The organism is Klebsiella sp. MPUS7 (assembly GCF_009905335.1).
GTDB lineage: Bacteria > Pseudomonadota > Gammaproteobacteria > Enterobacterales > Enterobacteriaceae > Klebsiella > Klebsiella grimontii.
Genome location: NZ_CP047604.1, coordinates 4,306,081 through 4,319,147, shown reverse-complemented (window position 1 = coordinate 4,319,147; position 13,067 = coordinate 4,306,081). Strand labels below are relative to the sequence as shown.

Below are 13,067 nucleotides of genomic sequence, written 5' to 3'. Positions count from 1 at the left end.
AAGCCTGTGATAAACCCCGCAGCCGGAAACGGCATTACTTCGTTGCGCCCTCAAGGATAACCTTGTCGTTCTCCCCACGGGTGATGCTCTGCTGATGAAGGCTGTCGGCGAGCATTACGTCATTGACGGCGAAAAATTCCCAGGCCTGCGGCGTGTTGGCGAAGGTTACCTCATCGAACTGACTGTCGTGCAGGAAAGAGATATTGGTTGCTTTGGTGTTACGGAAGCTGACGTTGGAAAAACGCAGATTCTGATGATAGGCATCGCGAGAATAGTGAATACCAAACGACTCCGCCATTTCGGCTACCGTCATGCCGTCAATCAGGATGCTGTGCTTAGCCGAAGTACCATCGACGGTCACATCCTGCACCTGAACGTCGCGGAACTGAGCGGGCTCGTCGGCAGGGGTCGTATCATTTACGTCGGCGCTGTATTTGATAGTAAAAACAAACGGCTCTTTGGCGATATCTTTCATCGCGTTATGACGGAACAGCACCTCCCGCACGCCACCGCCATAGTAGGGGCGGCTCTTCATGCGCAGGCCAACGTCGGTCATATACATGACGTTATCCTCGGCGCGAACGTTTTCGATCCACGCGCCGGTATGGCTACCCGTCACCACGGCGCCGTGGCCTTTACGGAAATAGTTATTAAAAATCCACGCCGCGCTTTGCGGCTGCTGATGAAACGTTTTCGCGCCTTTACCAAACCCGGCGGCAAAATTAACGCAATCATCTCCGGTATCAAAGAAGTTATTGAAGACCAACGCGTTTTTGCTATTGCCGAACTCGACGCCGTCGGCGTTATTGCCGTCAAAGGTCTGATGCACAAGCCCATTCAGGGTAATATTTTCTGACTCCAGCACCATCACCCCGTGGAAAGCGGGATTACGAATAGTCAGTCCGGCAAGGTAGAGATTTTGCACGCCGCGCAAGGTCATCAGGCTGGAGCGGCGGTTTTTATAGGCGCTATTGTTTTCAATCCCTTCCGCGATAGCCGCTTCGGTCTGATGCTTTGCCAGAATACCGTCCGCGCCGACTTTTTTGGCATTGCTGGCCCGGTACTGCGGCAGCGCGTTGCCCAATTCGTCGCTAATTGTCGCATCGCCGCCGCTTTTGACGCCGCGGGTCCAGCCGTTGCCGTCAATCGTGCCTTTCCCAACGATGCGAATATTACGAAACGTTCCGGCCGGAGACTCGCCCTTATCGTCCGCGCCCAGCACGTTAATTAATGATGGCGGGCGGCGAGGCTGCGGATGATCGCTATAGGGATAGAGGTAATAGCCTTTATCAAGCGGATACTGGGCCGGATCCTCCGAACCCAGCAGGGTGGCGCCAGCCGCAATATCCAGGGTCATATCGCTGTGCAGGAACAACGCGCCAGTTTTGAATTCGCCGCCGGAAATCAGCACCTTGCAGCCCTGAGGATAGTGCGTGACGGTACAGCTATCAATGGCCCGCTGCAGCGCCTGGGTATTCAGCGTGGTGCCGTCACCCTTCGCGCCGAATGTGCTGGCTTCGATGACGTGCGGCGTTTTGCGGGTTTGCGCTTTAACCACCGCGCTGTCCGGAGATTCCTGGCCATTGGCGTAGACCGCGCGCACCGTAAAGGCATACTCCGTATCCGGCTGCAGGTTGGTGGCCGTGAAGCTGCGCAGATCGATTTTCTGCTGCCAGCCGTCGCTGGCGATCCGCTGATAGAAGTTATCAATATAGGGCTTTGCCGGGGAAAAATGGTTTTGATTTTCACGCGCCAGGCCCAGCCGCTCGCCTTGACGATAGACGGCGTAGTCCACCACCTGCTCGGTCTCAGACTCCGGTTTTTCCCAGACCAGCACCAGGCTGTTTTCATCGGCAGACAGTATCGGAACCATGACATTTTGTGGCGCGGAGGCGGGCGCATCGTGCTGGTTATCGACGGTTCCGCCGCTGTCATTACAGCCGCCTGCGAGCCCGGCTAGTGCGATTGCCAACGCCAGCATGCCGCGTGCAGGTCTGAAGGTATTGCGCATAGATTTTCCTTAATGTCATATTTTATGAGAAAATAAAATTCAAATTCATTTAAAATAAAACATCATTTTATATTTATGTGGGAAAATAAACGCGAGTCAGTTCAATCTTTCATCAGGCGAAAAAAAACTTAATCGGATAAGCAAAGGCGGACCTCACCGCCCAGCTTCCCTTCTACTGCTGAGAATCATCGATACGATAGCCGCACGAAGTCGGTACGATATGGGCAAACCCCGATCCGCCAAGATGCATACCGGCAATCAGCAGGTTTTCGCTGGCGGCCTGGGCGAGAATCGCTTCCCGCGTCGCTCTGGCCTGTACGGGATCGCAATCAAAAGCGATAGCGGCGGCGGGTCGCGCGGCCTGAATATGCGGAAAGTGGACGATATCGCCCCAAATCAGCAGGCTTTGCCCGGCGGCGTCAATGCGAAACCCGCTATGGCCCGGCGTATGTCCGGGTAACCAGACCGGATGGATACCCGCGACGACTTCGCGATCCTCCAGAAACCCGAGGCGCCGGGACCACGCGTCCAGGGTGCGGCGGGCGAGAGCGAAGTTTCGCTGCCCGCGCTCATTAGCCCGTCTTAACATGACGTCATCCTGCCAGTACTCCGCTTCCAGAGGATGCAGATGAAGACGAGCGTTGGGATAGCGCGGCGCGCTGTTGGCATCCAGCAGGCCGCCGATATGATCCGGGTGAGCGTGGGTCAGCAGGACGGTATCAACGTCGTCTGGCGCACTTCCCGCCGCCCGCAGACTGGTTTCCAGCACGCCGCCTCCCGTCCCCGCGTCGATCAGAATCGTTCTTCCCCGGCCGCGGATAAGATAGCCATTAATGTCAATAGTGCCGGGGTCGATGACGCCCGCATCGCGCTGGATTTGTGCGGCATCGCCGCTATCGATGCCGGACAGCAGCGCCAGGCCGGCGGCCATGCTGCCGTCGCTAAGGGCAGTCACCTGAAAATCGCCAATCTGGCGGGTGACAAAAGATGAATTGCGCATAAAAACCTCTTAGCGTGATGCTGGCTGTTTTTCAGCCGGGCTTTGCAGCTGACCGGCCATGGGTTCATAGATCCAGGCTTTTTCCCGTCCCGCAAGTAGCATCGCCTCCCGGCGCGGCAGAACGTATACCACGCGCAGCGACGGGTTATTATCCAGCCCGGCGGCCGGAAGTCTTGTCGGCTGATACCCCAGCTCCGAGTCCACAAAGTCCAGCGGCTCCGGGCTCAGCAGCAAAACATCCTCCTCAGAGACGGCAGGGAACACCCCGCTGTACCGATACAGGTTTCGCCGCCAGTCGCGAATATGCGCCTGCCAGCGCGCAAAGTCGCCGCCGCCTTTATGGCGATACGCTTCACTGGCGATGGTGTCAGCATCATGGATAGTATGGATGGCAAGATAGACCGGGCAGCCGGAGGAGAGCGCCCGGAAGCGCTGCGAAGCGCGGAACCCGCTGACGGATACCAGCGCCGGCAGCTTGTGCTGGCTGTAAAATCGATTCCAGCCGGCTTCGCTTTCCGGGTCGGCGTAGCTGCACTCAACGATATATAACATGGGCTGACCTCTGCATGATGGCGTGATGATATTGACGTTTGATCATGCTACGTTGTGTATTGAGCGCTCTGAAACGATATTATTTCATCCCTCAATGACATTTTGTCATTAATGCAAAATCCAGCAGAGGTGGTCATCGTGCGAAAAAAACTCCCCAGCAGCGCCTCTTTGCAGGCTTTTGAGGCTGCCGCCAGGCACGGTAACTTTGCCCGCGCGGCGGAAGAACTGTCGCTTACCGAAGGGGCGATCAGTCGGCAAATCGCCCGTCTGGAATCGCTGTTGAACTGCAGGCTGTTTGAGCGGACGGGGAGCCGGGTACGGCTGAATCCTAACGGCGCGCGCTATGCGCACCATGTGCGCGAAACGCTGGAGCGCCTTGAACGGGACACTCAATATCTGATGGGGGCCGCGGACGGCAGCCGAAGCCTGGAAATCGCCGCGCCGCCGACCTTCGCCAGCCGCTGGCTCATTCCCCGGCTGGGGGATTTTCAGCACCGGCATCCGGATATCACGCTGAATATCGCGGTCAGAACCGACCCGTTTATCCTCACCGGCAGCGGTTTTGACGCGGCGCTTCACTTTGAACACCCCGCCTGGGCCGGAATGCGTATGCAGTTTCTGTTTGAAGAGAGGCTGGTACCGGTATGCCACGCCGGGCTACTCACGGAAGAAGATCTCGTCAGCCAACTGAACGCGCTGCCGCGAATTCATCGACGGCAGAATCCCGACGCCTGGCAGCGCTATGCTGAAGAGTGCGGGATCGTGCTGGATAATCCGGCGCAGGGGGGGCGCTACGATCTGCATGAGATGGCGATAGCCGCCGCGCTGGCCGGGCAGGGCGTTGCGCTGGTGCCCCATGTGTACGTCGAAAACGCGATCGAAAACGGGCTACTGGCTGCGCCCTGGCCGCAGGCCCGCAGCCTGAGCAAGCGCTTTTGCCTGGTGAAGCCGCTGGAAAACGGCGTCAATGAGTCGGCGCTACGGGCGTTCGAGCAGTGGCTGTTGACGCAATAAGGCCCGGGCAGGGCCTTATTGGCATTAAGCGCAGCCTCAGGCGTGGGATAAAAGCGGGAACATCAGCTTATTCTCTTTGAAAATATTTTCTTTTTGCTCGTAGATAAACAGAATATCTTCGCCTTCGATTTTCTCATACTCGCCGGTCCGATTCTCTTTGGGGGTAAAGCCGAGGATAGCCTGGTACGTATTGTCATCGGCGAGCTGGTTGACAATGGACGACAGGGAGCGGCCGCTGTCGCAGAAAATATCAAAACAGATCAGCGCCGGACCGTTTTGCATCGCAATCGCGATCGCCTGGTTTTTCTCGGAATAATAGACGAAGTGCTGCATAAAGGCGGAGCAGTAGAACATCAATAAACCGAAGTTATTCTGCACCCGCAGCTGCGAAAACGGATTCGATTTTTGATAATACCGCTGCAATAGCGCAACGTCTTCCGGCCGATCCATATCGAGCTTGCGGAAATCGCCCGCTGCCGGCACTACCGGCATAATATACTGATGCTCGTCGGTGCGCTCGAAGCCGAATTTCGGGTAAAAATCAACGGTTGTCGGGTTAGCGAACAGGAAGAAGGCGTCGGCTTTATCCTGCCAGTCCGCCAAAATCTCATTCACAAGCTGCCCGGCGAGGCCCCGATTGCGATGATCGATATCGGTCATTACGGTGCCGATTTGGATATAGCGGCGGGGTTCGCCCTGCCAGATCAGGTCGATAATATTGGCGGAGGCGTTAGCAATCACTTTATTGTTGCTGACCAGGGCGTAGGGAATATAGGCGTCGGTCCAGTAGCCTTTGCGGTACCACTCTTTAAAGGAGAGATCGAAGGTTTTAATCGCCAGGTCAATGAAGCTCTTTCTTAACGCGTCATCGTGCACAATTTGCTTAACTAATTTCCAGGTCATCGTCGACATTCCTTACGCTGCGGGTGAGGCACTGTTTTCGGCCATCTGTTCGGCGGTCCGATCTCTGTCGGGCGACCTAAAAATAGCATATCCCCGCTGATGGGCGACGATTGTCGCGCCTAAGCCTTGCTCAGGTCACACAATCCGGGAAAATCGCGCGAAAAAGGGTAAGCTTTCGCACGCTTAAGAAACGTCGCTGTGAGGCAAAAAAACGCCTTTAGCAAATGAAAATTTGCCAGTCGTCAAAAACGAAGATGAATATATTGCGTTCATGGTCATGACCCCTATCATTAATAGGTAGGGTAAATGTGATATCATCGCGCCTTTCCCGTTTCGTCCTGGGGCTCTTTTTTATGCAACAACCTGTTGTTCGCGTTGGAGAATGGCTGGTTACTCCCTCTGTTAACCAAATTAGCCGCAAGGGGCGTCAGCTAACTCTCGAACCGCGCTTAATCGATCTTCTGGTTTTCTTTGCCCGTCATCCTGGGGAAGTACTCAGCCGGGATGAGCTCATCGATAATGTCTGGACCCGCAACGTTGTCACCAGCCATGTCGTCACGCAAAGCGTCTCTGAGCTACGTAAGTCGCTGAAAGATGGCGACGACGGCAGCCTTGAATATATCGCGACCGTACCCAAGCGAGGCTATAAGCTAACGGTGCCGGTGATCTGGTGTACGGAAGAGGGGGAAGAACTGACGCCGGTTATCCCGGCAGAAACGCCGACGGTCGCCGTGGACGCGCCATCGGTTTCCCCGCAGCCTGAGGCGGCTGCGCCAGAGATGGCGCCGGTGGTAAAGCCGGAAAAACGCAAGCGGCTGAGTACGTTTATCGTCTGGGGCTTGTTTCTGCTGGCCCTCGCGAGCTGCGTGGCGCTGGTGGCGTTATCGACCCTCGAGTCGCGCCCGCCGGTCACGAAAACGCGGCTGCTGCTCAACCCGCGCGATGTTGATATTCACCTGCTCAGCGGCAGCGCCTGCAACAACTGGTCATCGCAGCACTCCTATGCCATTGGTCTCGGGAGCCTGATTACCACCTCGCTGAACACCTTCTCCACCTTTATGGTGCACGATAAAACCAACTACAACATCAATGAGCCGAGCAGCTCCGGTAAAACCCTGACCATTGAGTTCGTCAACCAGCGGCACTACCGCGCGCAGCAGTGCTTTATGTCGGTGAAGGTGGTGGATAACGCCGACGGTTCGACCATGATGGATAAGCGTTACTTTGTCACCAGCGACAACCAGCTGTCGATTCAGAACGACCTGCTGAGCAGCCTGTCTGAGGCGCTGAAGCAGCCGTGGCCGGCGCGGATGCAGGAGATGTTAAAGCAATATCAGCCGTCGCAAAGTATCGCGCTTACCCATTTCTATCAGGCGCATCAGCTATTAATGAATGGAGACGTCGATTCACTCGGAAAAGCCAGTAGCCTGCTTGCCGACGTGAATAAACAGTCGCCGGACTTTACCTATGCCTGGGCGGAAAAAGCGCTGGTGGACGTATTACGCCATTCTCAGCAGCCGCTGGATGATAAACAGCTTGCCGATCTTTACAGCGAAATAACCCGGGTGGGTAATATGCCGGGGATTAAAGACATGGCAATATTTTATCAGATTAAAACGGTAGATATGCTGGGCAAAGGCAAAGTCGATGAAGCCTACAGCGCGATTAATACCGGCATTGATCTGGAAATGTCGTGGATGAATTATGTGCTGCTGGGTAAGGTCTACGAAATGAAAGGGCAGAACCGGGAAGCTGCCGATGCTTACCTGACGGCGTTTAATTTACGTCCGGGTGAGAATACATTTTACTGGATTGAAAACGCGGTATTTCAGACCTCGGTGACCCGCGTGGTTCCGTATCTCGATAACTTCCTCGCTTCAGAATAAGTAAACCCTCATCATGGTCATGGTTTTGGCCGTGGTGAGGTTAAACTTATGTTTCTCATGAGCGCCTCTGTTGTTATATTTTATATCCTTTTCTTGCTTGTTTTTAACACATCTTCAACACGAAATTGTGTTCGTAAATGCATGTAATTTATTAATATTTATCTTTTCCTGACCTCAACATGTCATCCTGATATGTTGCGCGAAAAAGGTCAAAATATCATTTGTCTGATGTTTGCAGTTATTTCACTTTATCTTTAGGACTTATCTCGTACTAATCCGTAATCTGATTGGCAGTTGGTCGGGTCAATAAAAGGTTCATCATCATGATCTGTACCTCCCAAATAAACTTAGGAGAAAAGCAAACATGAGTTCTGCCAAGAAGATCGGGCTATTTGCCTGTACCGGCGTGGTAGCCGGTAATATGATGGGGAGCGGTATTGCATTATTACCTGCGAACCTGGCGAGTATCGGTTCTATCGCCATTTGGGGTTGGGTAATATCTATTATTGGCGCGATGTCGCTGGCTTATGTATATGCCCGTCTGGCGACCAAAAACCCGCAGCAGGGTGGCCCCATCGCCTACGCCGGCGAAATATCTCCGGCGTTCGGTTTCCAGACCGGTGTGCTTTATTATCACGCTAACTGGATCGGCAATCTGGCAATCGGCATTACCGCCGTCTCTTATTTATCAACATTCTTCCCTATTTTAAATAACCCGGTACCGGCAGGTATTGCCTGTATTGCCATCGTGTGGATATTCACCTTCGTGAATATGCTCGGCGGTACCTGGGTAAGCCGCCTGACGACTATTGGTCTGGTGCTGGTGCTTATTCCGGTCGTGATGACCGCGGTGGTCGGCTGGCACTGGTTTGACGTTGCCACCTATCAGGCAAACTGGAACACCTCAGCCACGACGGATAGCCATGCGGTGGTGAAAAGTATCCTTCTCTGTCTGTGGGCCTTTGTCGGGGTAGAATCTGCCGCCGTCAGTACCGGGATGGTGAAAAACCCGAAACGTACCGTACCGCTGGCCACCATGCTGGGGACCGCGCTGGCGGGTATCGTGTATATCGCCGCGACCCAGGTCATCGCCGGTATGTACCCTGCGTCTGAGATGGCCGCGTCCGGCGCGCCGTTTGCTATCAGCGCATCGACTATCCTTGGCGGCTGGGCTGCGCCGATGGTGTCGGCCTTTACCGCCTTTGCCTGCCTGACTTCTCTCGGTTCGTGGATGATGCTGGTCGGCCAGGCCGGCGTGCGCGCCGCTAACGACGGCAACTTCCCGAAAATCTACGGTGAACTGGATAAAAACGGCAACCCGAAAAAAGGCCTGCTGCTGGCCGCGGTGAAAATGACCGTCCTGATGGTGCTGATCACCCTGATGAACTCCACCGGCGGGAAAGCCTCCGACCTGTTCGGCGAGCTGACCGGTATCGCGGTTCTGCTGACCATGCTGCCTTACTTCTACTCCTGCGTTGACCTGATTCGCTTCGAAGGCATTAACGTCCGCAACTTCGTCAGCCTGATTTGCTCCGTCCTCGGCTGCGGGTTCTGTTTCATCGCCCTGATGGGGGCAAGCTCCTTCGAACTGGCCGGCACCTTTATTGTCAGCCTGATCATCCTGATGTTCTACGGCCGCAAAATGCACCAGCGTCAGAGTAACGACGGCTCCGCTGATAGCAGCACCGCCAGCGCGCATTAATCCGTAACCCTATTCCTGAGGCTCCTTCCATCACCTGTCACGACGTGGCGGGAGGGGCTTTCTTTATCTGGAGATTTGACTATGAACGTTATCGCAATCATGAATCACATGGGTGTTTACTTCAAAGAAGAGCCCATCCGTGAGCTGCATCGCGCCCTCGAACGCCTGGACTTCCGTATTGTCTACCCGAACGACCGTGACGACTTATTAAAACTGATCGAAAACAATGCGCGTCTGTGCGGCGTGATCTTCGACTGGGATAAATACAATCTCGAACTGTGCGAAGACATCAGCAAAATGAACGAATATATGCCGCTGTACGCCTTTGCGAATACTTACTCAACGCTGGACGTGAGCCTCAACGATCTGCGCATGCAGGTTCGCTTCTTCGAATATGCGCTGGGCGCGGCGGAAGATATTGCGAACAAAATCAAACAGAATACCGACGAGTATATCGACACCATTCTGCCGCCGCTGACCAAAGCGCTGTTTAAATATGTGCGTGAAGGCAAATATACCTTCTGTACCCCAGGCCACATGGGCGGTACCGCGTTCCAGAAAAGCCCGGTCGGCAGCATCTTCTACGATTTCTTTGGTTCCAATACCATGAAATCCGATATCTCGATTTCAGTTTCTGAACTCGGTTCCCTGCTGGATCACAGCGGCCCGCATAAAGAAGCGGAAGAGTACATCGCCCGCGTCTTCAACGCAGAACGCAGCTACATGGTGACCAACGGCACCTCTACCGCCAACAAAATCGTCGGTATGTATTCCGCCCCGGCCGGTAGCACCGTGCTGATTGACCGTAACTGCCATAAATCGCTGACCCATCTGATGATGATGAGCGACATTACGCCAATCTACTTCCGCCCGACCCGTAACGCTTACGGCATCCTTGGCGGTATCCCGCAGAGCGAATTCCAGCACGCGACCATCGCGAAGCGCGTGAAAGAAACCCCGAACGTGACCTGGCCGGTGCACGCGGTGATCACCAACTCCACCTATGATGGCCTGCTGTACAACACGGACTACATCAAGAAAACCCTGGATGTGAAATCCATCCACTTTGACTCCGCGTGGGTGCCTTACACCAACTTCTCGCCGATTTATGAAGGCAAATGCGGGATGAGCGGCGGCCGCGTCGAAGGGAAAGTTATTTACGAAACCCAGTCCACGCACAAACTGCTGGCGGCGTTTTCTCAGGCATCAATGATTCATGTTAAAGGCGACGTAAACGAAGAAACCTTTAACGAAGCCTACATGATGCACACCACCACTTCTCCGCACTACGGCGTGGTGGCCTCGACGGAAACCGCGGCGGCGATGATGAAAGGCAACGCCGGTAAGCGCCTGATTGACGGCTCTATCGAACGTTCAATTAAGTTCCGTAAAGAGATTAAACGCCTGAAAGGCGAATCCGACGGCTGGTTCTTCGACGTCTGGCAGCCGGAACATATTGATGGCGCGGAATGCTGGCCGCTGCGCTCCGACAGCGCGTGGCACGGTTTCAAAAACATCGATAACGAACATATGTATCTCGACCCGATTAAAGTCACGCTGCTGACCCCGGGGATGAAGAAAGACGGCACCATGGATGATTTCGGTATTCCGGCAAGCATCGTGGCGAAGTATCTCGATGAGCACGGCATCGTGGTCGAAAAAACCGGTCCGTACAACCTGCTGTTCCTGTTCAGCATCGGTATCGACAAAACCAAAGCGCTGAGCCTGCTGCGCGCGCTGACCGATTTCAAACGCGCGTTCGACCTGAACCTGCGGGTGAAAAACATGCTGCCGTCGCTGTACCGTGAAGATCCTGAATTCTACGAAAACATGCGCGTTCAGGAACTGGCGCAGAACATTCACAAACTGATTGAGCACCACAACCTGCCGGACCTGATGTTCCGCGCGTTCGAAGTGCTGCCAACCATGATGATCACGCCGTACGCCGCGTTCCAGAAAGAGCTGCACGGTCAGACCGAAGAGGTGTATCTCGAAGAGATGGTGGGCCGCGTCAACGCCAACATGATCCTGCCGTATCCTCCGGGAGTGCCGCTGGTGATGCCGGGTGAAATGATCACCGAAGAGAGCCGTCCGGTGCTGGAATTCCTGCAGATGCTGTGCGAAATCGGCGCCCACTATCCGGGCTTCGAAACCGATATCCACGGCGCCTATCGTCAGGCGGATGGTCGTTACACCGTTAAAGTGCTGAGAGAAGAAAACAACAAATAATCGATGCACAACAGGGAAGTGGCTTGCCGCTTCCCTTTTTCACGCTGCAAGGAGAACACATGAAAACACCCTCACAGCCGCGCGCGATCTATTACATCGTTGCGATCCAAATCTGGGAATATTTCAGCTTTTACGGCATGCGTGCCTTACTCATCCTCTATCTCACCCATCAGCTCGGCTTTGATGACAGCCACGCCATCAGTCTGTTCAGCGCCTACGCCTCCCTGGTGTACGTCACTCCTATTCTCGGCGGCTGGCTTGCCGACCGCCTGCTCGGCAACCGCACGGCGGTCATTGCCGGCGCGCTATTAATGACGCTTGGCCACGTAGTGCTGGGCGTCGAATCCGATTCCACCTGGAGCCTGTACCTCGCGCTGGCGATCATTATCTGCGGCTACGGTCTGTTCAAATCCAACATCAGCTGTCTGCTGGGCGAGCTCTACGCCGTTGACGACCCTCGCCGCGACGGCGGTTTCTCGCTGCTGTACGCCGCCGGGAACGTCGGCTCCATCGCCGCGCCTATCGCCTGCGGGCTGGCGGCGCAGTGGTACGGCTGGCATATCGGCTTTGCGCTGGCGGGGATCGGCATGTTTGTCGGCCTGATGATTTTCTTAAGCGGCAGCCGCTACTTCCGCCACGCGCGCGGCGTCGATAAACAGGCGCTGCGGGCGGTGAAATTTGTACTGCCGACCTGGGGCTGGCTGGTGGTGATGCTCTGCGTTGCGCCGGTGTTTTTCACGCTGCTGCTGGAGAATAACTGGTCCGGCTACCTGCTGGCGATCGTCTGCGTATTCGCCGCCCAGATGGTGGCGCGCATTATGGTCAAATCCCCGGAGCATCGCCGCGCGCTGTGGCAAATCGTTCTGCTGATGCTGACCGGGACCCTGTTCTGGGTACTGGCGCAGCAGGGCGGCAGTTCGATCAGCCTGTTCATCGACCACTTTGTTAACCGCCGCCTGCTGAATATTGAGGTGCCGACCGCGCTGTTCCAGTCGGTTAACGCCGTGGCGGTGATGGCGGCGGGCGTCGTGCTGGCGTGGCTGATGCGGCCGGAGGGCGCGACCCGCTCGGCGCTGCGCGTATGGCTGAAGTTCGCCTTTGGCCTGGTGCTGATGGGCTGCGGCTTTATGCTGCTGGCGCTTAACGCGCGCCACGGCGCGGCACAGGGACAGGCATCGATGGGCATGATGGTGGCCGGCCTGGCGCTGATGGGTTTCGCCGAGCTGTTTATCGACCCGGTGGCGATGGCGCAGATCACCCGCCTCAATATGCCCGGCGTCACCGGGGTACTGACCGGGATTTATATGCTGGCGACCGGCGCGGTAGCCAACTGGCTGGCGGGCGTGGTGGCGCAGCAGACTACCGAGTCGCAAATCAGCGATACGGCGATTGCCGCGTATCAGCACTTCTTTGCCCAGATGGGCGAATGGACGCTGGGCTGCGTGGCGGTCATTGTCGTTGTCGCCTTCGCCGCCGCGTTCAGCGTCGGCAAACGCCGCGCGGCCGCCGGTGAACTTCCCGGCGTCAACGCCCAGGACCTGTAGCCCGGACAGGTGCGCAGCACCGCCTCCGGGATTATCGCATCTCTAAACGGAGCAAAAAGCCGCTCCTTGCACCCCTTACTGAACAGGAGGAGGATATTCTGGCGGGCGCGAAAGCCGAAGATAAAAAGAGGTTACAAAAGACAGGGCTGAGTGAAATCAGCCGCAATTGAAGCCAGGCTCCTTAAGATTGTTCTCCGGCGCCGACGCCGGAACAGGCCTGGTTCAA

The 13,067-nt window shown here is 55.7% G+C and carries 9 protein-coding genes; 5 read left to right on the top strand and 4 right to left on the bottom strand.

What is annotated here, in order from left to right; genetic code table 11:
- Positions 1-34 precede the first annotated feature (34 nt).
- From GUC22_RS20165 to GUC22_RS20155, 3 genes are all read right to left on the bottom strand, one after another.
- Complete coding sequence (locus GUC22_RS20165; protein ID WP_160183743.1) at positions 35-2,011, bottom strand: glycosyl hydrolase family 28 protein; 1,977 nt, start codon at positions 2,009-2,011, stop codon at positions 35-37.
- A gap of 172 nt (positions 2,012-2,183) precedes the next feature.
- Complete coding sequence (locus GUC22_RS20160; RefSeq protein WP_049130778.1) at positions 2,184-3,011, bottom strand: MBL fold metallo-hydrolase; 828 nt, start codon at positions 3,009-3,011, stop codon at positions 2,184-2,186.
- Between the two features lie 9 nt (positions 3,012-3,020).
- Positions 3,021-3,563 carry a hypothetical protein gene (locus GUC22_RS20155; RefSeq protein ID WP_049088974.1) on the bottom strand — a complete coding sequence of 181 codons (543 nt, stop codon included), beginning with the start codon at positions 3,561-3,563 and terminating at the stop codon, positions 3,021-3,023.
- Between the two features lie 138 nt (positions 3,564-3,701).
- On the opposite strand from GUC22_RS20155, the gene GUC22_RS20150 reads away from it, so the two are divergent.
- Positions 3,702-4,577 carry a LysR substrate-binding domain-containing protein gene (locus GUC22_RS20150; RefSeq protein ID WP_004137847.1) on the top strand — a complete coding sequence of 292 codons (876 nt, stop codon included), beginning with the start codon at positions 3,702-3,704 and terminating at the stop codon, positions 4,575-4,577.
- Positions 4,578-4,613: 36 nt separating this feature from the next.
- Here the strand turns inward: GUC22_RS20150 and GUC22_RS20145 are convergent, their stop codons facing one another.
- Positions 4,614-5,480: a GNAT family N-acetyltransferase gene (locus tag GUC22_RS20145; RefSeq protein ID WP_004137846.1), complete on the bottom strand. Its 867-nt coding sequence runs from the start codon at positions 5,478-5,480 to the stop codon at positions 4,614-4,616.
- Positions 5,481-5,833: 353 nt separating this feature from the next.
- Between GUC22_RS20145 and cadC the strand changes: the two genes are divergently transcribed.
- The 4 genes from cadC to dtpD all read left to right on the top strand — a co-directional run bounded on the left by cadC (position 5,834) and on the right by dtpD (position 12,841).
- Positions 5,834-7,366, top strand: a complete 1,533-nt coding sequence (gene cadC / locus GUC22_RS20140; protein WP_004137845.1) for a lysine decarboxylation/transport transcriptional activator CadC — start codon at positions 5,834-5,836, stop codon at positions 7,364-7,366.
- Between the two features lie 364 nt (positions 7,367-7,730).
- On the top strand, positions 7,731-9,068 hold the full coding sequence (gene cadB, locus GUC22_RS20135; RefSeq protein WP_024358910.1) for a cadaverine/lysine antiporter: 1,338 nt from the start codon (positions 7,731-7,733) through the stop codon (positions 9,066-9,068).
- A gap of 81 nt (positions 9,069-9,149) precedes the next feature.
- Entirely contained in the window at positions 9,150-11,297 is a 2,148-nt protein-coding gene (cadA, locus tag GUC22_RS20130; protein ID WP_160183742.1) for a lysine decarboxylase CadA, read from the top strand.
- A gap of 59 nt (positions 11,298-11,356) precedes the next feature.
- The gene (gene dtpD / locus GUC22_RS20125) at positions 11,357-12,841 is read left to right on the top strand and encodes a dipeptide permease DtpD (protein WP_024358909.1); all 1,485 of its coding nucleotides are present in this window, start codon (positions 11,357-11,359) and stop codon (positions 12,839-12,841) included.
- The last annotated feature ends 226 nt before the right edge of the window (positions 12,842-13,067 follow it).